The following is a 22,524-nucleotide window of genomic DNA, read 5'->3' as shown; positions in this document are numbered from 1 at the left end:
GCCGGCGGACGAATCACCTCCAGGGCGTCGCCACCTGGCACCGGTCCCTTCCCCTGCTGAGGTCGCCCTGGATGATCGTGCCGCTGTCGGGCTCGAAGTAGCACGACTCCGCCAGCCGCGAACTGGTGCCGAGGAGCTTGCCGCCGGAGTCGTACGCCTTGATGACGGGACCCCGGTCGTTCTGCGGGATGTCCCAGTCCGGCGGGTAGTACAGGCGGGCGGCGTAGGTGCCGTTGACGATCCTGGCCTCGATCGTGCGGTCGTCGGCGGAGATCGTCACCTTCGCGACACCGCCGCCGACCCGTCCCGTGGCGGTGCGGTAGCCGGGCCGTCCCGCGTCGCCCGGCAGTCGGGTCCGGTCACCTCCGGCCTTCGCGCCGGCGTCCTCGACGGAGAAGTGGCCGGGCAGCCACCGCGGGTCCACCCGCCCGGCCCCCGAGCGGTACTCCACGCCCGCTTGGCCGAGGTCGCAGGTCAGCGACTCGTTGTCGGTGTAGAGCAGCGCCCACGCGGTCTCCTCGCGCCGCAGCTGGTAGAGCTTCGCCCTGCCGATCACGCCCGCGGCCCGTGCGCACCCCTCCTCGATCGCCGCGACCACGTCCGGTGGCACCCCCGGCTCCGCGTCCGGTGGCGTGGTCTCGACCGGCGGCGAGGTGGTGACCTGGACGGCGGGAACCGGCTCCGGGTCCGGCCGCAGGCTCGCCACGCTGGCGACGACGGCGGCCACCGCGGCGGCGCCGGCGAGGACGGGGACGAGCAGCCTGCGGGACCGGCGGCCGCGGACCGCCCGCTCGAGGTCGGCCCGGATGCGCGCCTGACGTCCGGACGGCAGGTCGCGGGTGGGCGGGAGCATGCTGGTCATCGGTCCTCCCCGGTGTGCACGAGCTCGCGGTGCTGCTGGAGCTTCGACTTGGCCTTGCTGACCCGCGCCCGCACGCTGCTCTCGGTGATGCCGAGGACAGCCGCCGCGTCCGCGTACGACACCCCGGACCACACGCACAGCGCGAGCGCCTCGCGTTCGTTGCGCGGCAGCTCCGCCACGGCGGCGAGCACCTCCTTCATCCGCCGCTGGTCGTCCAGCCGCTCCGCCACCAGGTCCGCGTGGTCGGGCACCGGCGGCTCCTCGCCTACGCGCCGCAGGTTGCGCAGCCGCCTGCCGAGCGACCGCTGGCCGTTGCGCACCACGTTCGTCGCCACCGCGAGCAGCCACGGCAGGGCCGAGTCGCGCTCCAGCCGCACGTCCGCCCTCTTGCGCCAGGCCAGCAGGAACGTCGCCTGCAGGTGGTCCTCGGCCTCGGCCCAGGACGCGGTCAACCGGAAGCAGTGGTTGTAGACCGCCTTGGCGTGCCGGTCGAACAGCACTCCGAAGGCGTGCGCACTACCCCCGGCGGCCCGCGACCACAACTCGCGGTCGTCCGGGTCTTCGCTCGTCATACCTGTTCGTGTCCGCCCGCCCGGCTCGTGTTGGCACCGGTTCCACGCCGGCACCACCGGCACCCGCCACTGTCCCATGTGGAGGGTCCACCTCGGTTGCCGGAGGCGGAAAGGCTCTGACCGAGCACCGCGCTACGCCCGCAAACGCAGCCGGTTGTCCGGGTCCTCGGCGGTGACGGTCACCAGGAAGTAGCTGGCCTGCGCGCAGGCCGTGTTCGCGCCGCCGGTGAGCCGGACGTCGAGCACGTCGCCCGTCACCACCGGCACCGCGCCGGTCTCCACGCAGCCGGGCTCGACGAACGCGAAGGTCCTGGTGCCGCCGGCCCGCGGGCGGGTCAGCAGCTCGCGGGCCTGCTCGTTGTCCCCGGCGGAGACCCGCCTCAACGCCCGGTACGTCGAGTCGCCGACGTCGCCGGTCAGCTCCGCCGCCTCGGGTGGCTTCCCGCGCAGCGCGCCCAGTTTCACGAAGCCGCTGGTCGCGGGTTCGGCGGGCCCGGTGCACGCGGCCGCCGCGGTCAGCAGGAGCAGGACGGCCATCGTGGTGCGCATGTGCCTTGGACGGCGGGGAGGGCGGTTCGGTTTCCCGCGCTCACCACCCGGTTCGCACCGCGACCGAGCAGCGGCGCGCTACCCGTGGGACGGGTGGCCGTACAACCCGGCGCCGGCGATCTCCAGCGACGTGAGGAACGCGGCCGAGGCCTCGTAGGAGGCTTCGACCAGCTCCGCCGTGTGCGAGAAGTCCAGCGGCGTCACGGCCTGCACGGGCGGGCCCGGCAGGTACAGCACCGGCGCCTGCCGCGAGGCCAGCTCGACCTCCAGCACGGCCTGGTTGCGCATTCCCAGCGTCGCCCAGAAGAGCAGCGTCTCGGCGAGCGTCGCCGGCACGGTCGGCAGGTGGCCGGGGAACGCGCAGTCCAGCACCACCAACGACTTCGCACCCATCGCGAGCGCCTGCCGGATCGGCACGTTCGCCAGCACGCCACCGTCGTAGAGCACGCGCTCCCCGATGCGCACGGGCGGGTAGACGCCCGGGATGGCCGCGCTGGCGAGGATCGCGGGGACCAGCTCGCCCTCGGTGATGTTCACGGCCTCACCGGTGACGCAGTCCACCGACACCGCGCCGAAGGGCAGCACCAGCTCGCCGAACGACGTCACCCCGTCGAGCCCCCCGGCCAGCACGTGCGCCAGGCCGGTGTTCGGGAAGAGGTAGGTCTTGTTGGTGCGCAACGACCTCAGCTGCGCGATCGGCCCGCCGGGGAACACCCGCTGCCGCGTCATGCCCTGCCACAGCACCGCCAGCCGTTCCGCGGCCTTGTCCGGGTCGAGGGCCAGCAACGAGCCGTTGACCGACCCGACCGACGTGCCGACGACCAGGTCGGGCGTCACCCCGTGCTCGCGCAACGCGCGCAGCATGCCGACCTGGCCGGCGCCGAGGCTTCCCCCGCCGCCGAGCACGAAGGCGACCGGTCCTGGAAGTTCGATCGTCACGTCCGGTGATCCTAGAGCTGACCAGCGCGAAGGACTTGTTTCGGTCTACACTGAAGGTACTGAGTGGACCAGAAGTGGGATTGCCATCTCCGCCTTGGTCCGCGCCCCGTGGAACCCCCTCAGGCCGTTCCAGCTCGGCTCGGCCTGGCCCCGCAGCAGCACCGCGGTGCCCTTCATGGCCACGACGACGTCCCCGATGCGGTCGGCCGCGAGCGGGCTGACCGGGCCGAACCACCCCGCCTCCACCGCGTCCTCGCGCGTCAGCACGTCCGCCCTGTCACCGAGGAACTCCCGCCACACCGGCAGCACCTCGGCGGTCTCGGTGTGCAGGTAGCGCACCCGCGGTTCTCCGGCGATCACGCGCACTCCCTGCCACAGCAGCGGTTCCGTGTCGAAGTCGATCCGCTCCCCCGCGGTGATCATGCCGTGGTCCGCCGTGACGACGAACAGCGAACCGGCGGGAAGGCGCGACGCGATTCGCGACGCCAGCGCGTCGACGAACTCCAGCTGCATCACCCACTCCGGCGACCCGGGCCCGTAGAAGTGCCCGATCGTGTCCAGGTCGGGGTGGTAGGCGTAGCAGAACGAGCGGTCCTGCCCGACCGCCGCGACCGCTCCCAGCGCGAGGTCGCCGAACCCGGCCACGCCGCGGAACCACGACCCGCGCAGCACGGCCCGCGTCAAGCCGCTGCCGCGGTGGGCGAGCGGCGCGACCGTGCTCACCGCCACCCCTGCCGCCGCGGCGCGTTCGAACACGGTCGGGTGCGGCTGGACGACCTCGGGCACGAGCGCCTTGCGCAGGTCGTGGCGGTGGTCCCCGGCGCGGGACCAGGTCAGCGAGTTGAGCACCTCCTCGCCGACCGCGAACGTGTAGCCGACGATGCCGTGCTCGCCCGAGAGCAGCCCGGTGCCGACCGAGGCGAGGCTGGTGGCGGTGGACGACGGGAACCCGGCGTCGATCGACCGGTCGGTCAGCGAGGAGAGGAACGGCGCGTGCGCTGCGTGCGTGCGCAACAGCTCGTGGCCGAGACCGTCGACGAGCAGCAGGACGACACGCCGGGCCGGTGGCAGGCCGAGCGTGTTGTCGGCGCCAGGAACTTCGAGGCCCGACAGCAGTGATGGGACGACCGCGGCGATGGTCATGAAGGACACCGTGCCACGTCGGATCGGGCAGCGGGCAGAATGGCGCGCTGTGACAACGCTCATCCACCAGAAGATCGCTGACGAGCTCGGCGTGGCCGCAGGCCAGGTCGGCTCTGCTGTCGAACTGCTCGACGGTGGCGCGACCGTCCCGTTCGTCGCCCGCTACCGCAAGGAGGCGACCGGCGGTCTAGACGACGCCCAGCTGCGCACGCTCGAGGAACGCCTCGGCTACCTGCGCGAACTGGAGGAGCGCCGGGCGGCCGTCCTCAACTCGATCCGCGAGCAGGGCAAGCTGGACGACGCCCTCGAAGCGCAGATCCTCGCCGCCGACTCGAAGGCGCGGCTCGAGGACCTCTACCTGCCGTACAAGCAGAAGCGCCGCACGAAGGCCCAGATCGCGAAGGAAGCGGGCCTGGAGCCGCTGGCCGACGCCCTCCTGGGTGATCCGACCCTCCACCCGCAGGAAGAAGCCGCCAAGTTCGTCGACCCGGCCAAGGAGGTCGCCGACGCGGCGGCCGCCCTGCAGGGCGCGCGGGCCATCCTGGTCGAGCGGTTCGGCGAGGACGGCGACCTGATCGGCGAGTTGCGCGAGCAGATGTGGACGCGCGGCCGCGTCGTCTCCAAGGTCCGCGAGGGCAAGGAGACCGAGGGCGCCAAGTTCGCCGACTACTTCGAGTTCGACGAGCCGTTCGCGAAGCTCCCGTCGCACCGCATCCTCGCGCTGTTCCGCGGCGAGAAGGAGGAGGTCCTCGACCTCGTCCTGGAGCCGGAGGAGCCCGTGGAGGAGGGCCCGTCGTCGTTCGAGGTGCGCATCGCCGCCCGCTTCGGCATCGACGACCGCGGCCGCCCCGGGGACAAGTGGCTCACCGACACCGTCCGCTGGGCGTGGCGGACCCGCATCCTCGTGCACCTCGGCATCGACCTGCGCGGCCGGCTGCGGAGCTTCGCCGAGGACGAGGCCGTCAGGGTGTTCGCCTCGAACCTGCGCGACCTGCTGCTGGCCGCCCCGGCCGGCACGCGCGCCACGATGGGCCTCGACCCCGGCTACCGCACCGGCGTGAAGGTCGCCGTCGTCGACGCCACCGGCAAGGTCGTCGCGCACGGCGTGATCCAGCCGCACGTGCCCGCGAACCGCTGGGACGAGTCGATCGCGAAGCTCGCGGCCTGGGCCAAGCAGCACAACGTCGACCTGATCGCGATCGGCAACGGCACGGCCTCCCGCGAGACCGACAAGCTCGCCGCCGACCTGATCAAGCGCCACCCCGAGCTCGGCCTCACCAAGATCGTGGTGTCCGAGGCGGGCGCGTCGGTCTACTCGGCGTCGGCCTACGCCTCGTCGGAGCTGCCGGACCTCGACGTGTCGATCCGCGGCGCCGTCTCGATCGCGCGCCGCCTGCAGGACCCGCTCGCCGAGCTCGTGAAGATCGACCCGAAGTCGATCGGCGTCGGCCAGTACCAGCACGACCTGGCCGAGTCGAAGCTGTCGCGGTCCCTCGACGCGGTGGTCGAGGACTGCGTGAACGCGGTCGGCGTCGACCTCAACACGGCGTCCGTGCCGCTGCTGACCCGCGTCTCCGGCATCACCGCCGGTCTGGCGGAGAACATCGTGCTGCACCGGGACCAGAACGGCCCGTTCCGGACGCGGGCGGCGCTGAAGAACGTGGCGCGGCTCGGCCCGAAGGCGTTCGAGCAGTGCGCGGGCTTCCTCAAGATCCGCGGCGGCGACGAGCCCCTCGACGCCTCCTCGGTGCACCCCGAGGCGTACCCGGTCGTGCGGAAGATGCAGAGCGCCGCGGGCACCGAGCTCATCGGCAACACCGCGGTGCTGACGAAGCTGCGCCCGGAGCAGTTCGTGGACGAGAAGTTCGGTCTGCCGACCGTCACGGACATCCTGCGCGAGCTGGAGAAGCCGGGCCGCGACCCGCGCCCGGCGTTCAAGACGGCGACCTTCGCGGACGGCGTCGAGAAGATCGCCGACCTCAAGCCCGGCATGGTGCTGGAGGGCGTCGTGACGAACGTGGCCGCGTTCGGGGCGTTCGTCGACATCGGCGTGCACCAGGACGGTCTCGTGCACATCTCCGCCCTGTCCGACAACTACGTGAAGGACCCGCGCGACGTCGTGAAGTCCGGTGACGTGGTGCGGGTGAAGGTGCTGGAGGTCGACGAGGCCCGCAAGCGGATCGGCCTGACGCTGCGGCTGACCGACGAGCCGGGCAAGCCCGGCCCGAAGCAGGGCGGCGGTGGCCGTGACCGCGGTGGCCGTCCGCAGCAGCGCGGCGGTCAGCAGCGCGGCGGTGCTCAGCGCACCTCGCCGGCGCCGGCGAGCGGGTCGATGGCGGACGCGCTCCGCAAGGCCGGTTTCGGCAAGTAGGACAACGGGGAACGGGCCCCTCCCGGTGTGCGGGAAGGGCCCGTTCCCCGTTCGGCGTCTACTTGGCGCGGGTGCCCTTGAGCTTCACGAGCTCCGACTCGAACAGCTCCTCCACGGTCGTGAGACCGCCGGGCGCCTTGGAGTCGACCTTGGTGATGTAGGACTGCGTGGCGGAGGGCCTGCCCACCAGCGAGTACCGCAGCGGCCCGGTCAGGCCCTGGGTCTCCAGGCCGTTGGTGTCCTGGAAGGCCTTCAGCACGCCGTCGCGCGTGAGGTCGCCTTCCTTGCAGGCCTTCTCCACGACGGAGAGGAACACCTTCGCGACCGTGTAGCCGTGGTCGACGTAGATCGCGGGCTTGTCGTTGGGGTAGTACTGGTTGAACGCCGCCGCCACCTCGCGCGGGCCGGGCTGGCTGCCGGTGAACGGCGCCACCGACGTCACCACGGACACCTGCTTCTCCACGGCGGGGCCGACGGGCGACTCGAGGATCGCGGTGTCGAAGCCGACCACGTTCACCATGAACGGCACCTCCCACTTCAGCGCGGCGGCGACGCCGACGGCGGCCGCGGTCTGCGCGGGGGTGGTGCTCAGCACGACCGCCTTGGCGCCCGCGGCCTTCAGGGCGGCGATCTGCTGGCTGAGGTCGGCCGTGGTCTCGCCGATCGGCTGCTCGGCGATCCTCATGTTCCACTGCGTGCCGACGAACCGGCTGCCTTCCACGGCGTTGTCGCCGTAGCTGCCCTGGGCGTAGATGTGGCCGACGGTGTCGCCCTCGTTGATGACACCGCGGCGCTTGTAGTGGTCGAGCCCGTTGATGACGTCGAGGTCGTAGGTCGTGCCGACGATCATCATGTGCGGGTTGCCGAGCAGCGACGCGGCCCACGAGGCGGGGGCGGTCAGCGTGCGGGTCTGCATGATGTCGGGCTCGATCGCGGCGGTCATCGGCGTGCCCGCGAGCTCCAGCAAGCCCAAGACCTGGGGTTCGAGGTCGAAGTAGGCGTCGAGCGCCTTCTGCACGTCGTACGCGTGGTCCTTCTGCTTGAGCTCGATCTTGCGGCCGCAGATGCCGCCGCGGTCGTTGACCTGCTTCAGGTAGAGGTCGTAGCCCTTCATGCGGGTCAGCGCGGAGGCTTTGAACGGCCCGGTCATGTCCGTGAGGATGCCGAGCGAGATCGTGTCGTCGGTAACGCCTGGCCCGGTCTTGACCTGGGCCTTCGCACCTTCCTTCGCGCCGCAGCCGGCCACGAGGACAGCGAGCGCCAGGGTGGCGGTGGGCAGTACGCGGCGGAGGGGCATGCAGAGGTCCTTGTCCGGATGATCGGGCGTACTAAGCGGTAGCTCAGTATCGAGCGGAGCCTCATTCAATGGCCCCTTATGTGCTACGGAACACAGCCTCGTAAGGTTCATCCGCCTACCGTTCGACTACGGAGTGTGCTAGCTCTTCGGTGCCGAACGAAATGAGATACGCGTGATCGGGCACATCGCGGGTATCCCGGCAGGGTGAAAATCGTCGTCACCGGTGGCTCGGGCAACGTCGGCACGGCGCTTCGCCGTCATCTGGAGTTCGAGGACGCCGGTGTCGACGTGCGCACCCTCTCGTCGTTGCGCGACGCGTTCCGCGGCGCGGACGTAGTCGTGCACCTGGCGTGGGCGATCAAACCCACGAATCGCGAGACCAACGTCGACGGCAGCGAACACGTGCTGGCCGCGTGCGTGAAGGAAGACGTCGGCCACCTGGTCCTCGCCTCCTCGGTAGCGGCGTACGGCCCGGCGCGGCGCTGGTCGAGGGTCGACGAGTCGTGGCGGCTGACGGGCATCGCCGGCAACACCTACAGCGCGCACAAGGTGCGGCTGGAGGAGATGATCAGCCGCTACCCGCTTCCGTGCAGCGTGATCCGGCCGTGCGGCATCGGGCAGGCGTCCGCGGCCCGGCAGATCCGCCGCTGGCTGCTCAGCCCGTTGCTCCCGCCGAAGCTGCTGCCCTACCTGCCGATCCCGCTGTGGAACGACCTGCGCCTGCAGCTCGTGCACGCCGACGACGTGGCGCGCGCGATCGTGGAGATCGTGCGCCGCAAGGCTTTCGGCCCCTTCAACCTCGCCGCCGAGCCGGTGCTGACCGCGCCGATGATCGCCGACCGCGTCGGCGCCGCCCGGTTGCCGGTGCCGTACCCGGTGGTCGAGAAGCTCGCGGGCGCGACAGCCCGTCTCGGGCTGCAACCGCTGACGCCGGAATGGGTCCGGATGGCCGATCAGGCTCCGCTAGTGCGGACCACACGAGCACACGAAGATCTGGAATGGTGGCCTGAGCACGACGCGCGTGACGTGTTGCGCGAGGTCGTCGACGCAATGGGAGGGCGTGCGTGAACGAGGTGGATGCGGTCGTCATCGGCTCCGGCCCCAACGGCCTGGTCGCCGCGGCCCTGCTGGCGGACGCGGGCTGGGACGTGCTCGTGCTGGAGCAGCGCGACACGGTCGGTGGTGCCGTGACGTCCGCGGAGATCACCGCACCGGGCTTCACGAACGACGTCTACAGCGCGTTCTACCCACTCGGCCTCGGCTCGCCCGTCCTCGGCGCGTTGAACCTCGACGTGCAGTGGGAGCACGCACCCGCCGTGCTCGCCCACGTGCTGCCGGACGACCGTGTCGCGCTCCTGTCCCGCGACGTCGAAGTCACCGCCAAGTCCGTCGGCTCGTTCGCCGGCTCGGACGCCGAAGCCTGGCAGGCGACGTTCGCGCAGTGGCAGCGGATCCGCGACAGCGTGCTGGACAGCCTGCTGCGGCCCTTCCCGCCCGCGCGCGGCGGGATGTCGTTGCTGCGCAAGCTGGGCCTGGGTGACACGCTGCGCCTGACGCGGCTGCTGACGCTGCCCGTGCGCCGTCTGGGCGAGGAGCTCTTCTCCGGTGAGGGCGCACGGGTGTTGTTCGCGGGCAACACGATGCACTCGGACCTGGGCCCGGACCAGGCCGGCGGCGCGGGCTTCGGGTGGCTGCTCGCCATGCTCGCCCAGGACGTCGGCAACCCCGTCCCCCGCGGCGGCGCCGGCGAGCTGACCGCGTCCCTCGTGCGCCGTTTCGGCGGCCGCATCGAAACGGGCGCCCGTGTCACCTCGGTGCTGCACGCCCGCGGTGTCGCCGTAGGTGTGCGTCTGGAAGACGGTTCCGTTGTGCGCGCACGCCGAGCCGTTCTGGCCGACGTGCCCGCGCCCCGGCTCTACCTCGACCTGATCGGCGCCGACGCGCTGCCGCCGAAGCTCGCCGAGGACCTCACGCGGTTCCAGTGGGACGGCGACACGATCAAGGTGGACTGGGCGCTGTCGGGTCCCATCCCGTGGCGCAACCCGGAAGCCTCGCAGGCGGGCACCGTGCACCTCGGCGGCGACGTCAACGGCCTCGCGACCACCGCCCACGAACTGGCGTGCGGCAAGGTGCCGCGCAACCCGTTCATGATCGTGGGCCAGATGACGACGAGCGACCCGACCCGCTCCCCCGCCGGCACCGAGGCCGCCTGGGCCTACACGCACGTGCCGCTGGGCGGGAACTGGTCGCCGGAGAGGCTGAAGCGCCGCGCGGACCGCCTGGAGCTGGTGATCGAGGAACGCGCGCCGGGTTTCCGCTCGCGCATCGTCGGCCGCTCGGTGCTCGGCCCTGCCGAGATCGGCTCGGTCAACGGCGGCACCGCGGCCATCCACCAGCAGCTGGTCTTCCGGCCGGTGCCGGGGCTCGGCCGCGCGGACACGCCGTTCGACCGGCTGTACCTGACCGGGTCGTCGGCCTGGCCGGGCGGCGGCGTGCACGGGGCCGCGGGGGCCAACGCGGCCCGGGCGGCGCTGGCGCGGTGGGGTGCGGCGGGTGGGCTGTACAAGGCCCTGATCCAGGGCGCCCACAAGGCGATCTACTGACGGGCGGGCCTGCGGGCCCGTGACGCCCGCAGGTACCCCATCACCAACCCTCCAGGTCCGGATGCGTTGTCTCCCAACCGGGAGCCACGTCCCCGCCCCGGACCAGGGCGGTGGTCTGCCGAGCCGTCCGGGAGGAGTCGACCACCACCCCGCCGGTCCCCGGCTCGAGCTCCGCCGGCCCCACCAGAACCCGGTGCCCGGCCAGGACCTCCTGTCACCAGTCACCTAGTGAAAGGGTGCCGGACGCCCCTTGGACAGTGCGTTCAAGCGCTGGAGGGTCTCCTTGTTCCGGGGGACGAGCAGCACGTCCTGCACGGCGTTCGGCATGAGCGCGGTGGGGCCGCGCACCGCCCGTTCGGTCATGTGCACCTCGGTGAGCGACTCGGAGCGCGCCCGCAGCGTGAAGGTGATCCGCGCCGCGCCCACCGGCCACAACCGCGCGTCCAGCTCGAGCAGCTGGTTCGGCTCGCAGCGGACCACCTCGGTGACGTCCTCGATGGTGAACGGCCACGGACCGACGCTGTGGTGAATGCGCGTGCCCTGCTGGGGCCAGCCCGCGTCGACGTCGCGGATGTGCGACGCGCCCACGACCCAGCCCGCGTAGGACCAGCCGTCGGCCAGCACGGACCACACGGCGTCAATAGGAGCTTCGACGTTCAGGGAGACCTCTGCCACGCTCTCAGACATACCCCGCGGATCAGGAAGCAATCCGGCGCGTGCGGCGACTTTCGGTCGGCGACGCGGGCGGCCGGCCGTGAGCTCCAGCTCGCAGGCCCGCAACGCCTGGTAACGCGGCGAGACGCGGAGCGCGAACGTCCCGCCGAGGCGCTCGATCGCCGACGTCGCGCGATCGAGCGCCTCCTCGCCGCGTCCAGGCCACCGGCTCGCAGCACGCGCAGGCAGTTCTCGACGAGCCTGCGCCCGGTCGCGTCCGATCCGTGGAGGTGACCTGCCCGCCACCTCCGATCGCCGCCCGGTCTCGATCCGGTGCCGGGGCGCGCTCAGCTCCGCACCCGCGCGGTCGGCCTCCTCCAGCGCGTGCGCCTGCGCCGTCCGGCTTCACCGGTTCGGGAGAGGAGCTGCCACAGGCCTTCGACGGCCCGCTCCGGCTCGACGATGCGGCGGTTCTTGCGACCGAGCATCTCCACCTCCCCGAACAGCGACGAAAGCCCACGCCCGTTCCATCGCACGGCGGTGTGCGCCGTTATCCAGCGCGTCAGGCCCTCACACCATCGAGTGATCCCACGAAACGGACGAACCCTTCGGGGTCCTCGCTCGCGGCGGACTGCTGCAAGATCACGCTGGTGGCGCCCGCTCCGGCCACCTGGGAGACGAGGTCGGTGACGAACGCGGCGTCCCGCGAGTCCGTTTCCACGTAGACGACGACGGGGTGGTCCCTCGTCGCCCGGATCGCGCGGACCTGCTCCAGGTCGGCCGAGGCGTCGAGGATCGTGCCGTCGCCGACCTCACCGGCGAGGACGAGGGTCTTCATGCCGTGACCGCCGAGGTAGACGGGCATCGGCGCGGCGGGCGGCCAGTCGAGCGCCACCCCGGTCAGCTTCACGTACCGGCCGTCCGCGGTGACCCGTTCGCCCGCCAGCAACGCCTTCAACGCGTCCGTGTACTCGCGCAGCAACCTCAGCGGCGACGCCACCCGCGCGCCGACCTGTCCCATCCAGTCCTGCACGCCGTGGCCGACGCCGATCGTGACGCGGCCGGGGAACAACCGGTCGAGCGTCGCCGCCTCCATCGCGGTGATCGCGACGTTGCGCAGCGGCACGGGCAGCAGGCCGACGCCGACCTTCAGCCGCGAGGTCCAGGCCAGCGCGGCGGAAGCGCAGGCGATGCCGCTCTCCAGGAAGCAGTCCTCCCACAGCCACAACGAGTCCACACCGGACTCCTCGGCCGCGAGGACGACGGAACGCAGGTTCTCGGGCGGGAGCTGGGGCCGGTAGACGACGCCGAGTGTGGTCACCCGACAACTACTACCGGCCCCACCCCGGCTCGGCAACAGGTTCTCAGCACCCGCAGTTGTGGTACGTCACGTCCCAGTGGTTCGACTCGAGGTAGTAGATGTTGCCCGCGTTCGACTTCCACTTGTTCCCGCCGATGGACGAGAACTTGCTCTTGATGTAGTTCGTGACGCAGCTGGACAGCCGGTAGTCCACCTTGTAGCCGTTCCAGTGCGAGTACGTGCCCGACGCGTGGCCGGTCTCCGTGCCGCCGGTGATGGTCAGCGCGCAACCCGAAGCGCTCTTGAACGTCTTGGCACCCGCGATCGTCGTCTGGTTGATCTGCTCGAACGACGTGCAGTTCGGACGGTTGCGGTCGCTGCACCCGCCGCTCGACGTCCAGGCGATGCCGGCCGCGCGCAGCTGCGCGGTCGCCTGGGAGTGCGTGTACTTGGCCGGAGCCGCGGACGCGACGGACGCGCCCATCAGCAGAGCCGCGAACATCGCGATCACCGCCGCGATCGTGCGAACGAACATGTGCTCTCTCTCCTTAAGCCCTGGGCAAGACGCCGCGAAAGCTAGGCAGACGCGGTAAAGGAAGCCCTAAAGCGGCCTTAGGCCGATCTTTGGCGCCGGAGTGGACAGTTCCGGTCATCACCAGGCGCAAGTCGATCGGAGCAACAACAATGCGCATTCGCCACGCCGTCGCGGCGACCGCGATCTCGCTCGGACTGCTCGGTGGCCCGAGCGGCGTCGCCCAGGCCGCACCGGAGGGTCCCGCCGAGCAGGAGACCTCCGTCTCCCAGGTGCGGGCGGCGGCCGGGTACGGCGGTTCCATCAGCCGCACCGAGGTCGTCAAGCGCGCCAAGGACTGGTGGGACCGCAAGATCCCGTACAGCCAGTCCGCCTACGCCTGGGACGTCGGCAAGGGCAAGAAGTACCGCACGGACTGCTCGGGCTTCGTCTCCATGGCCTGGAAGCTCACGACGAGCCGCAACACGCGCAACCTGGACGAGGTCGCCACCAAGATCTCCTGGGCGAACCTCAAGCCGGGCGACATGATCCTGCGCAACGGTCACGTGAAGCTGTTCGAGAAGTGGGCCAACTCGGCGAAGACGTCCGCGTGGATCTACGAAGAGGGCAGCACGGCGACGGACATGGACCACGAGACCGTGTCGATCTCGTCGCTGAAGAGCGGCGGTTACGCGCCGTGGAAGTACAAGAAGATCACCGGCTGAGCCGGGACGCGGCGAGACCGAACTGAGCCGGCCACTGGCGCACCTCTCCCCTCTCCCTGGTGCCCAGTCGCGTGAACAGGCTCGCGGCCTCGTCCCAGGAGCGGTCCGCGCCGGCGACGTCCCCCAGACGGGCGTGGACCGCTCCGAGGTCCCGGAGCGTGCGGGCGCGCCACAGCGGCAGGGTGAGGTCGTTCCACACCGGCAGCAGCTCGGTCAGCACGATCCGCGCACCGGCGTGGTCACCGGCCGCGAGCCGCCACTCCCCCACCGTGCGGCGCACGAGCGCCTCGCCGAACCGGTCACCGACGTCGCGGCAGCCGTCGAGCGCCTGCCGCAGCAGCCGCTCCGCGGGTTCGAGCAACCCCTTGCGCAGCAACACCTTCGCCCAGGCCTGGGCGGTGTAGCAGGCGAGCAGCTCGTCGCCGGTGCCCGCGACCATCTCGTGCGCGCGGCGGACGTGGTCCTCGGCCAGGTCGAGCTCGCCGCGGGCGCGGTGCACGAGCCCTATCCCGCGGGCGGCCAGCGCCTCGCCCCTGCGGCTGCGGGCCTGCCGGTAGACCGTCTCCGCGAGGCGCAGGGTCTCGAACGCCCCCTGGTCGTCGCCGAGCTCCCGTTTGATGGAACCGATGCCGTAGTGCGCGTGGGCGACGCCTTCGAGGTCCGTCGCCTCCAACAGGTTCCGCGCCCTGCCGAGTGCTTCGAGGGCGCACGGGTACTGGCCGAGATCACGGCACACCATGCCGATGCCGTTCATCGCGACGGCCTCGCCGCGCCGGTCGCCCAGGTCCACGAACAGCGTCTGCGCGGTCTCGAACCACGACCGCGCCTCGACCAGGTTGTCCCGCTTGTAGTGCATCTGCCCCAGACTGCAGCGCAGCACCGCCTCCAGTCTCAGGTCCCCGGTCCTCCACACGGCCTCCAGCGCCGCCGTGTGCGACCTCTCCCAGGCCTCGTACCGGTTCCTGAGCCCGAACCAGGCGAACACCAGCACTTCCGCGAGCTGCGAGGCGATCTCCGCGAGCCCGAGCTCCGCCGCGCGTTCCACGAGCCTGGTGAGCAGCGGCTCCTCACGCGCGAACCAGGCGTCCCTGTCCGTCGGGCGCGCCGCCGTCGTCACCACGCCCAGCGAGTCCTGCATCCGCGGCACGGCCAGGAAGAGCTGCTCGGTCAGTCCGTCCACAGTGGAAAGAGCGGCGATCACCGCTCTCCTGACGAGGTCCTCGCGCTCGGAGCGCGGGTCCTCCGCCTCGGCGAGCTCACGGGCGTGCAGCCGCACCAGCTCGTGCATCCGGTACCGGGCGCTGCCGATGACGTCGAGCAGCCGCGCGTCGACGAGCTGGTCGAGCACGTCCTCGTCGAGCAGGTGCGCCCACAGGAAGCTCGGCACCTCGGGCAGGCCGAGGAAGCCGAAGACCCGGTACGCGCGGCGGGCGTCCTCGTCGAGCGCCCGGTAGGTGAGCTCCAGCCCGGCCCGCACGGCGAGGTCGTCCGCGACGAGCTCGTCGAGCCTGCTGCGCTCGTCGGAGAGCCGCCGGACGAGCTTCGAGACGGGCCAGTGCGCCCGCCCGGCCAGCCGCGCGCCGGTGATCCGCACGGCGAGCGGCAGGTAGCCGCACAGCCGCGCGACCTCCTTGGCCTGGCCGGGTTCGGCGGCGACGCGGTCGTCGCCCAGGATCCGCTGCAGCAGCGTGACGGCCTCGTCCTCGCCCAGCACGTCGAGCGGGACGCGGCGCACGCCCTCCAGCCCGCACAACCGGCTGCGGCTCGTGATCAGCGTCAGGCAGCCGGGACTGCCGGGCAGCAGCGGCCTGACCTCCGACACGCTCGTGACGCCGTCCAGCACGATCACGACGCGCCGCCCGCCGACCGTCGCGCGCCACAGCGCCGCGCGTTCCTCCGCGGACTCGGGGACGCGCTCGCTCGGCACGTCCATCGCGCGCAGCAACGCGTCCAGCGCCCCGGACGGCGAGTGCAGGTCGACGAACAGCTGCCCGTCCGGGTACCGGTCGGCCAGCCGGTGCGCCGCGTGCACGGCCAGAGCGGACTTGCCGACGCCCGCCGGGCCCTCGATCCACCAGACGCCACCGTCGCTGTCGAGGAGCCTGCTCAGTTCCCCCTCGCGTCCCGTGAAGTCGCCGGCGTCGCGCGGCAGGTAGTTGCGCCTGCTGTCCCGCGCCCCCTCCAGCACGTCGCGGTAGAGCTGCTGCAGCTGCTCGCCCGGCTCGACCCCGAGCTCGTCGACGAGCACCTTGCGCGTCTCCCGGAACACCCTCATGGCGTCCGCGCGCCGCCCGGCCCGCGCGAGCGCCGTCATGAGCTGCCCGCGCAGCCGTTCCGCGAGCGGGTACTCGGCGACGAACGTCGCGAGCCGGTCCACCAGCCCGGCGTGCCGCCCCAGCGCCAGCTCGGCGTCGACCCACGCCTCGGCGGCCGCGAGCCGTTGCACGTCGAGCGTCTGCGCGAACACCACCGGCGTGCCGCGCCACAGCCGCAGGGCCTCGTCCAGCAGCTCGGCCCTGACCCTGAGGTCCGCCTCGCCCCCGGCGCAGGCCACGAGCCTGCGGAACACGTGCAGGTCGACGGTGCCGGGGTCGGCGTTGAGCACGTACCCCGCCGCGCGGTGCTCGACCGGCAGCCCGGCCCGGCGCAGGCTCGAGATGTGCACCTGCAGCGACTTGCGCGCCTGCGGCGGCGGCTCCTCACCCCAGATGAGGTCGATGAGCCGCTCGACCGGCACGACCTTCCCGCACTCGACCGCCAGGACGGCGAGGATCTGCGCGGGTTTCGGCGGCACCGTCGGCTCGACCGGCCCGAGAATCCTGACCTCCACTGTGCCCCCACCGGTGTTGAAGATTCACCAAGCTCCGCACGGCATCGCCAAACTCTGACGCAATCCGGCTGACACGGTTCCACTTACGGGTGAAAAGCACTCGAACGGACGCAGATCACGATGCAACCAGACGGGACCCCACTCCGTCCAGCGCACTTCCAGTGGGCATGAATGTGAACTTTTGTCCCGCTTCTAGACGCTCGATTTGAGACGCCCGAACTCCTCCGCCAACGCGGGCAGCTGCCAGTGCGCGTTCAAACCGCTCGGATTCGGCAACACCCACACCCGCACCCCGCCGATGGTGTCCTCCTGAGGCCCCACCTGCGCCTTCTTGCGTCCGAAGGCCGCCCGGTACACCGTCACGCCCAGCACCGCGAGAACCTTCGGTGAATACCTCTGGACCTTTTCGGCGAGCAGGGTCCCGCCCTCGCGCATTTCGTCAATTGTCAACTCGTCGGCTTTGGCACTGGGCCGCGCGACGACGTTCGTGATGCCGAGTCCCAGTTCGAGCAGCTTCTCCTGCTCGGCGGGCGCGAACTGCCGCGGCGTGAACCCGGACAAATGGAGGGCGGGCCAGAACCGGTTTCCGGGCCGGGCGAAGTGGTGCCCGGTCGCCTCCGACACGAGGCCCGGGTTGATACCGCAGAAGAGGACGTCCAGGCCGGGCTTGATCACGTCGGCAATCACGTGGCCCAGCCTACGAGGTCGCGTCTAGGCTTCCCGGGATGGCCGACCTGCCGACCACTCGGGACGTGCGCGCCGGGTCCGCGTTCACGCGGTTCCCGGGCAGGGCGGTCGCCGGATGACCCGCCCGGTCCTCTTCCTCGACGTCGACGGCCCCCTGCTCCCCTTCGGCGACGGCGTGCCCGGCACCCCGGGCCTCGCCCGCCTCGACCCGCTGCACGGCCCGTGGCTGCAAGCCCTCCCGTGCGAGCTCATCTGGGCCACGACGTGGATGGACGACGCGAACACCCACATCGCGCCCCTGCTCGGCCTGCCGCCGCTCCCGGTGGCGATCTGGCCCGACGACCCGGACACCGAGGCCGCGGACGCACGCCGGGGTCTGCACTGGAAGACCCGCGGCCTGGTCGCCCTGGCGGGCACCAGACCGTTCGCCTGGGTCGACGACGAGATCACCGGCAGGGACCGCGACTGGATCGCCGCACACCACGGCAAGGCGCTCCCGCACAGGGTCGACCCGGGGCACGGCCTGACCGACGCCGACTACCTCGCCCTCGACGCCTGGCTCCGCACCGCCTAGGCCCCGGCCGGCACCCGAGGCCGCGGCGTCCACATCGTGTACCCGGCCCGCTGCGCGTCCTCCGGCGAGTGGAAGAAGGCGTCGCCCTTCATGCGCTTGTAGTACGGCGACTCGGGCGTGTGGAACATCATCGTGCGCGAGTTCGCCTTGATCACGGGTGCCACGTCGACCGGCTCCTCCATGATCGACAGGCCTGCCGCGTCGACCACGGCGGCGGGGGACGACGACCGCGAGCGCATGGTCAGCCAAGTCAGCAGGACGCCGGTGAGGAAGGCACCCGCGCACAGGCCGAACATCTGGAAGAAGAACCCGAACAACGCACTGCTCCTAGCCCGTAGTCGTGAAGTCCTCGTCGACGCGCAGGTCCGGGGCGGCCGCGCGCAGGGCGTCGCTCAGCGCCCCCGCGCGCTCCGGGTCCGCGACGCGTGCCGACGCGGTCAGGTGGCCCCGGCGGACGACGCCGGTGAAGTCGGTGACGCCCCGGTCCAGCACCGCGCCGAGCAGCGAGGCCGCCTCGGAGGGTGCCACCGGGAGACCGGGGGCACCGGGGGTCATGACGTCGGTGATGCGGTGGGCGGCGGTCAGTGCGCGCACGGCGTCCACCACCTCCTGGCGTTGCGAACCGGCGGTACCGGCGAGCACGATCTCCGACGACCGCACCGCGAGCACCAGGTGGCCGGAGGCCTCACCGGGCTGCGCCGCGAGCGCCACCGCCGCGAACAACGCCGGCACGACGACGGCACCAACGGCGACGCGTTGCGCTAACTGCACGCGCCTGAACTATCCCATTCGGACGACCGCGTGCCACCACCTGAACCAGAACAGGCAGGTCATCGTGGTCGAATTCACTCGTTCGTGGAGACCACCACGGGCCTGCCGTCCGCCACCAGGCGCCAGTCGGTGCCGGTGAAGCCGGCCGGGTCGAGCACGCCCACCGCCTTCACCCAGTCGATCAGCAGCTGGCGGATCTCCTGCTGCTGGTTGTGCAGCACGGGAGCCGAGGCGACGTGCGGGAAGTCGCCACCCCCCGCCTGCCGGTAGTTGTTGACGGCCACCGCGAACTCCGCCGAGTCCGCCACGGGCTCGCCCCCGAAGCGGAGGCCGGTGATCCGCGAGCCTGCGGGCCGGGCGATGTCGATGTCGTAGGTCAGCGGTGCGGTCAGGCCGTAGGCGATGTCGAAGTTGTAGTCCGGCACGTCGGCCGAGACGGAGGCGGCGGTGAACGGGCCGCCGGGGGGCACCTGCCGGAAGTACCGCGCCGACTCCTCCAGGAAGTCGCGCAGCTGCCCGCCGGTCAGCCGCACGCCGACCAGCGTGTTGTCGAAGATGTAGAGCCCGGCGACGTCCCGGATGGACACGTCCCCGGCCGGGATGGCCGCCGCGCGGTTGAAGGGCGCGCACAGCGAGAGCACCGGCAGCGACGTGGACTTCGCGAGCTCCAGCGCCTGCACGTGGTTGATGAACCGCAACGCGGGCGTGTCCTCGAAACGGGCCCGCGAAGCCGACATCGCCGCCGAACACGTGCCAACGCGCGCGTTGACGTACGACACGACCTTCTCGTGGTCGTGCCGTAGGAGTCGCACGATCCGAGGGTCTTCCTGCACCGTCGCCGACGACAGCACCGACGACCGCGACGCCTGGAGTTCCCAGCGCCCGTCGTGGCGCAGGTCGAACTCCATCAGCGACAGCCGCTTGCCCGAGAACAGCGGCTCCGTCAGCAGCACCGGCCGCCCGGTGACCTTGTTCGTCACGAACCGCGAGGGGATCTCCACGTGCGCGTGCCCGACGAGGATCGCGTCGATGCCCGGCACGGTCTCCGCCACCAGCTCGGCGCAGTTCTCCGGGAACGGCACCTGGTCGCCGAGCGACGACGACAGGTCGGCCCCGGAGTGCGCCACCACGACCACGAGGTCGGACTTGCGCCGGATCTCCGGCACCCAGTGCAGCGCCTGCTCCACCAGGCCGGGGAACGTCAGCACGCCGTCGACGTGCGCCCGGTCCCACACGGCGATGCCGGGGTTGGTCAGACCGAGGATCCCCACCCGCAACGGCGGTCCGCCCGTGCGCCACACGGTCTTCACCACGTACGGCTGGAAGGCGGGCAGCCCGGTGGTGACGTCCACGGCGTTGGCCGCCAGCAGCGGGAACTCCAGCTGGCGCTCGAAGGTCCGCAGCACGGGCAGGCCGTAGTTGAACTCGTGGTTGCCCAGAACGGCGGCGGTGTAGCCGATGGCGTTCATCGCGGCGGCCATCGGGTGGACGTGGGCACCGCGCGTGATGGGCTCGACCTTCGCGTAGTAGTACGCGAGCGGAGTGCCCTGGATGGTGTCACCGGCGTCGAGCAGCAACGTCCGATGCCGCCCCACGGACGACCGCACGTCGTTCACCAGCGTGGAGATCTTCGCGAGCCCCACGTCGTTGTGCGCGAAGTCGTCGAACTCGCGGTCGAGGTAGTAGTCCCAGTTGAACAGGTTGCCGTGCAGGTCCGTCGAGCCCATCACGGTCAGGGTGAACGTGCGCACGACGCTCACCTCCGGTTGTGGTCGGGCTGATCACCCGACCATAACCGCTCACACTTGACCCCAAATCACCTCGTTGGCGGGGCCTGCCCGTCCCGCTGGACCCGCTGACCGGCTTCGACCACGCTGGACGCCACGGACCGGCCGTCTTCCGCGGTGGCGATCACGGTGACGGTCTCACCCTTCTCGACGCCCTCCACCACGGTGTCGGCGTCGACGACGTACGTCCTCGTGCCGGTCTCACGGCAGGAGGCGACGACGGTGGGCGGCCGGACGCTCTACGACCTGAGCACGGCCGGCTGAGCCCCCGGGAGGGTCCCCTACGCCAGGCCGGTGTCGGCAGGCAGCACGTCCCCCGGCACCGGCACCGCCACGGGCGGCTCCGCCCTCTCCTCGTCACCCCACAGCAGCGGCACCAGGTCGGCACCCCTGCGCCACAGCCACGGAATCCCCTTCACCACCAACCACGCCACGTGGTGCCACACCGTCAGCTCGCGCCCGCCCGAGCACTCCAGGCCCACGTCCCCGACCCGGTGCCCAGCCGCCCGCAGCTCGGCCGCGAACGCCCGCGCCAGCATCCGGTGGCCGCGTTCGGACGGGTGCAGGCGGTCGACCGCCCACGTCTCGAGCTCGTAGGCGCCGGGCAGCGCGTGCAGGTCGACGCACCGCACACCGTGCCGCGCCACGACGACGTCGACCACGCGGTTGTACTCGTCGATGCGGTCCTTGAGCACCCGCCGCAGCCTGCCCGGCAGCTTGAACACGCGGCCCTGGTCGTGGAACCGCACGGTGACCACGGAGGCGCCCGCGGCGGTCAGGGAGCGGCAGATGTGGTCGAGGTCCTCGTGCATCCGCCGGGCCGAGAAGTCGGACCGCAGCGTGTCGTTGACGCCCGCGATGACCACGGCGGCGGTGGGGCCGCAGCGCAACGCCTCCGGCAGCTGGGAGTGCCGGACGTCGGCCACGCGTGCGCCGGAGACGGCGAAGTTGCGGTAGCCGTTGTCCTCGAACGCCGAGGAGAGCAGGGGGCCGAAGCCGCGCCAGCCACCGGGAACGAGGTCGCCGATCCCGACCGCTGTGGAGTCACCGAGCAACACCAGCACGCGGACCAGCTTCGGCTCGCCCGGTGATGCCGGAATGACCGTGCGGGAACCGGTCAGCGAAATGCTGGGTAAAGCGGGAGTTCGAGCACCTCGGAGCCGTAGCGGTCGGCCAGGGCGCCGATCACCGCGTCGGCGTGCGACGCGACCGTCTTCTCGCCCAGCACCAGCGCGTCGAACCGCAGGCGGACCCACCGGCCGGCCAGCACGACGGTGCGCGGCGGGGCGTTGCCGACCGGGGCGGCCACCGGCATCGGCTTGGACAGGGCCCGCCACGTCGCGAGCCACACCCAGAGCAGCTGGGCCTCCAGCAGGCGCGGTAGGAGCACCGCGTCGTCGTCCATCTCGGGCCACACCGACCCGACCTCGGCCCGCCAGGCGGCGACCATGGCCTCGGACATGCCCGGCGGCAGGCCCCAGCCGCACCAGCACGACGGGAACGGCACGCGCAGCGCCGCCGCGTCGAACACGATGTCGCGGACGCAGCCGCCCTCGAAGTCGACGAACCGGACGCCGCGCGAGGTGACCAGGTGGTTGTCCGGGCAGGACGTCGACGGGCTGAACGCGCGCCGCCGCGAGGTGCTGAACGCCCGCGCGGCCCGGGCGGCGAACTCGGTGGCCTGCGAGGACGTCGCCACGCCCAGGGTGGTCTCGAGCAGGGCCGGTAAGCCCGCGATCGCCGCGTGCACGTCGACCGCGATCGGGTCCTGGCAGCACTGCGCGCCCGCCCGGCGCATCAACGCGTCGAAGTCGGCGTCACGGCCGGCCGTGGTGGCGTGCAGGCGACCCAGGGCGTGTGCCCACGACAGCAGGCCTCGTTCGGCAGCGCGCGCGTCCTTGGCGTGCAGCTTCTCCGACAGACGCGGCGCCCGGCCCAGGTCTTCCAGCACGACGAGTCGGAACTTGGCGTCGTGCGCGAACAGCTCCGGCGTCGCCCGTTCCTCGGCGGGGAGGGCGGTGAGCAGCTGGTGGCTGACGGCCTCGTGCGCCCACGGGTCGCGGTCGCCGCTCGCGGCCGGGTACTGCTTCACGACCAGCGTGCGCGGCATGGAGAACGGCGAGGAGGCGACTCTCACACGGATCACGACGGAACGACCTGTACCCCCGAGGGCCTCGGGGTCCGCAAGGCGCACCTGTGCGCCCAGTCGCCTGGTCAGTACCCGCTCGGCAGCCCCGACGGCTTCGGCGATCTCAGGTGAGGTCGTCTCGGGAGAGCCCGCGGTGATCTCCACGCTCATCCCCTCCGACCCTACTCCCCAGCCCCTGAGCCCGACCGACGCTAATCGGG

At 71.6% G+C, this 22,524-nt stretch carries 23 protein-coding genes; 6 read left to right on the top strand and 17 right to left on the bottom strand.

What is annotated here, in order from left to right:
* Positions 1-13: 13 nt before the first annotated feature.
* The 5 genes from BLQ91_RS28280 to BLQ91_RS28260 all read right to left on the bottom strand — a co-directional run bounded on the left by BLQ91_RS28280 (position 14) and on the right by BLQ91_RS28260 (position 4,065).
* Positions 14-862 (bottom strand): hypothetical protein, encoded by an 849-nt coding sequence (locus tag BLQ91_RS28280; RefSeq protein ID WP_090101533.1) that lies wholly within the window; start codon positions 860-862, stop codon positions 14-16.
* On the bottom strand, positions 859-1,434 hold the full coding sequence (locus BLQ91_RS28275) for an RNA polymerase sigma factor (protein ID WP_090101530.1): 576 nt from the start codon (positions 1,432-1,434) through the stop codon (positions 859-861). Before BLQ91_RS28275 ends, BLQ91_RS28280 begins: the two co-directional genes overlap by 4 nt.
* Positions 1,435-1,566: 132 nt before the next feature.
* Positions 1,567-1,971, bottom strand: a complete 405-nt coding sequence (locus BLQ91_RS28270; RefSeq protein WP_143022846.1) for a hypothetical protein — start codon at positions 1,969-1,971, stop codon at positions 1,567-1,569.
* A 90-nt stretch (positions 1,972-2,061) separates the two neighbouring features.
* Positions 2,062-2,922, bottom strand: a complete 861-nt coding sequence (locus BLQ91_RS28265; RefSeq protein ID WP_245733857.1) for a patatin-like phospholipase family protein — start codon at positions 2,920-2,922, stop codon at positions 2,062-2,064.
* A gap of 45 nt (positions 2,923-2,967) precedes the next feature.
* Complete coding sequence (locus tag BLQ91_RS28260) at positions 2,968-4,065, bottom strand: alkaline phosphatase family protein (RefSeq protein ID WP_090101526.1); 1,098 nt, start codon at positions 4,063-4,065, stop codon at positions 2,968-2,970.
* A gap of 49 nt (positions 4,066-4,114) precedes the next feature.
* Here BLQ91_RS28260 and BLQ91_RS28255 point away from each other — a divergent pair, with 49 nt between their 5' ends.
* Positions 4,115-6,436, top strand: a complete 2,322-nt coding sequence (locus tag BLQ91_RS28255; protein WP_245733856.1) for a Tex family protein — start codon at positions 4,115-4,117, stop codon at positions 6,434-6,436.
* 58 nt (positions 6,437-6,494) lie between these two features.
* Here BLQ91_RS28255 and BLQ91_RS28250 read toward each other — a convergent pair whose 3' ends face one another.
* Complete coding sequence (locus BLQ91_RS28250; protein WP_176959989.1) at positions 6,495-7,733, bottom strand: ABC transporter substrate-binding protein; 1,239 nt, start codon at positions 7,731-7,733, stop codon at positions 6,495-6,497.
* 204 nt (positions 7,734-7,937) lie between these two features.
* Between BLQ91_RS28250 and BLQ91_RS28245 the strand changes: the two genes are divergently transcribed.
* Together BLQ91_RS28245 and BLQ91_RS28240 are read left to right on the top strand one after the other, a co-directional pair.
* Complete coding sequence (locus BLQ91_RS28245; protein WP_090101523.1) at positions 7,938-8,801, top strand: NAD-dependent epimerase/dehydratase family protein; 864 nt, start codon at positions 7,938-7,940, stop codon at positions 8,799-8,801.
* Complete coding sequence (locus BLQ91_RS28240) at positions 8,798-10,336, top strand: phytoene desaturase family protein (RefSeq protein ID WP_090101521.1); 1,539 nt, start codon at positions 8,798-8,800, stop codon at positions 10,334-10,336. Before BLQ91_RS28245 ends, BLQ91_RS28240 begins: the two co-directional genes overlap by 4 nt.
* 225 nt (positions 10,337-10,561) lie before the next feature.
* Here BLQ91_RS28240 and BLQ91_RS28235 read toward each other — a convergent pair whose 3' ends face one another.
* The 4 genes from BLQ91_RS28235 to BLQ91_RS28225 all read right to left on the bottom strand — a co-directional run bounded on the left by BLQ91_RS28235 (position 10,562) and on the right by BLQ91_RS28225 (position 12,825).
* On the bottom strand, positions 10,562-11,011 hold the full coding sequence (locus tag BLQ91_RS28235; protein ID WP_090101519.1) for an SRPBCC family protein: 450 nt from the start codon (positions 11,009-11,011) through the stop codon (positions 10,562-10,564).
* A 326-nt stretch (positions 11,012-11,337) separates the two neighbouring features.
* Entirely contained in the window at positions 11,338-11,478 is a 141-nt protein-coding gene (locus tag BLQ91_RS41640; protein ID WP_176959988.1) for a hypothetical protein, read from the bottom strand.
* A 74-nt stretch (positions 11,479-11,552) separates the two neighbouring features.
* Positions 11,553-12,311, bottom strand: coding sequence for an LLM class flavin-dependent oxidoreductase (locus tag BLQ91_RS28230; RefSeq protein ID WP_090101515.1), 759 nt, complete (start codon positions 12,309-12,311; stop codon positions 11,553-11,555).
* Between the two features lie 43 nt (positions 12,312-12,354).
* Positions 12,355-12,825 (bottom strand): hypothetical protein, encoded by a 471-nt coding sequence (locus BLQ91_RS28225; protein WP_090101509.1) that lies wholly within the window; start codon positions 12,823-12,825, stop codon positions 12,355-12,357.
* A 149-nt stretch (positions 12,826-12,974) separates the two neighbouring features.
* Here BLQ91_RS28225 and BLQ91_RS28220 point away from each other — a divergent pair, with 149 nt between their 5' ends.
* Positions 12,975-13,526, top strand: a complete 552-nt coding sequence (locus BLQ91_RS28220) for an NlpC/P60 family protein (protein WP_090101503.1) — start codon at positions 12,975-12,977, stop codon at positions 13,524-13,526.
* On the opposite strand, the gene BLQ91_RS28215 is transcribed toward BLQ91_RS28220, so the two are convergent.
* Both BLQ91_RS28215 and mug read right to left on the bottom strand, forming a co-directional pair.
* Positions 13,516-16,356 (bottom strand): AfsR/SARP family transcriptional regulator, encoded by a 2,841-nt coding sequence (locus tag BLQ91_RS28215; protein WP_090101489.1) that lies wholly within the window; start codon positions 16,354-16,356, stop codon positions 13,516-13,518. The two genes, BLQ91_RS28220 and BLQ91_RS28215, sit on opposite strands and share 11 nt — an antisense overlap.
* Positions 16,357-16,548: 192 nt before the next feature.
* Complete coding sequence (gene mug, locus BLQ91_RS28210; protein WP_218130439.1) at positions 16,549-17,043, bottom strand: G/U mismatch-specific DNA glycosylase; 495 nt, start codon at positions 17,041-17,043, stop codon at positions 16,549-16,551.
* A 115-nt stretch (positions 17,044-17,158) separates the two neighbouring features.
* Here mug and BLQ91_RS28205 point away from each other — a divergent pair, with 115 nt between their 5' ends.
* The gene (locus tag BLQ91_RS28205) at positions 17,159-17,617 is read left to right on the top strand and encodes an HAD domain-containing protein (protein WP_090101487.1); all 459 of its coding nucleotides are present in this window, start codon (positions 17,159-17,161) and stop codon (positions 17,615-17,617) included.
* Here the strand turns inward: BLQ91_RS28205 and BLQ91_RS28200 are convergent.
* The 3 genes from BLQ91_RS28200 to BLQ91_RS28190 form a co-directional block, all read right to left on the bottom strand.
* Positions 17,614-17,934, bottom strand: coding sequence for a sunset domain-containing protein (locus BLQ91_RS28200; protein ID WP_090101486.1), 321 nt, complete (start codon positions 17,932-17,934; stop codon positions 17,614-17,616). The two genes, BLQ91_RS28205 and BLQ91_RS28200, sit on opposite strands and share 4 nt — an antisense overlap.
* Positions 17,935-17,944: 10 nt before the next feature.
* Complete coding sequence (locus BLQ91_RS28195) at positions 17,945-18,388, bottom strand: hypothetical protein (protein WP_143022845.1); 444 nt, start codon at positions 18,386-18,388, stop codon at positions 17,945-17,947.
* Between the two features lie 74 nt (positions 18,389-18,462).
* Positions 18,463-20,139 carry a bifunctional metallophosphatase/5'-nucleotidase gene (locus BLQ91_RS28190; RefSeq protein WP_245733855.1) on the bottom strand — a complete coding sequence of 559 codons (1,677 nt, stop codon included), beginning with the start codon at positions 20,137-20,139 and terminating at the stop codon, positions 18,463-18,465.
* Between the two features lie 165 nt (positions 20,140-20,304).
* Between BLQ91_RS28190 and BLQ91_RS43430 the strand changes: the two genes are divergently transcribed.
* Positions 20,305-20,439 (top strand): hypothetical protein, encoded by a 135-nt coding sequence (locus BLQ91_RS43430; protein WP_281199653.1) that lies wholly within the window; start codon positions 20,305-20,307, stop codon positions 20,437-20,439.
* 17 nt (positions 20,440-20,456) lie between these two features.
* Here the strand turns inward: BLQ91_RS43430 and BLQ91_RS28185 are convergent, their stop codons facing one another.
* Positions 20,457-21,239 (bottom strand): SGNH/GDSL hydrolase family protein, encoded by a 783-nt coding sequence (locus tag BLQ91_RS28185; protein ID WP_245733854.1) that lies wholly within the window; start codon positions 21,237-21,239, stop codon positions 20,457-20,459.
* A 53-nt stretch (positions 21,240-21,292) separates the two neighbouring features.
* Complete coding sequence (locus BLQ91_RS28180) at positions 21,293-22,474, bottom strand: hypothetical protein (protein ID WP_090101484.1); 1,182 nt, start codon at positions 22,472-22,474, stop codon at positions 21,293-21,295.
* Positions 22,475-22,524: the final 50 nt, after the last annotated feature.

Source organism: Lentzea jiangxiensis, assembly GCF_900104175.1.
GTDB lineage: Bacteria > Actinomycetota > Actinomycetes > Mycobacteriales > Pseudonocardiaceae > Lentzea > Lentzea jiangxiensis.
Note: the sequence above shows the minus strand (reverse complement) of the source record. Positions and strands in the feature narration are given on the sequence as shown.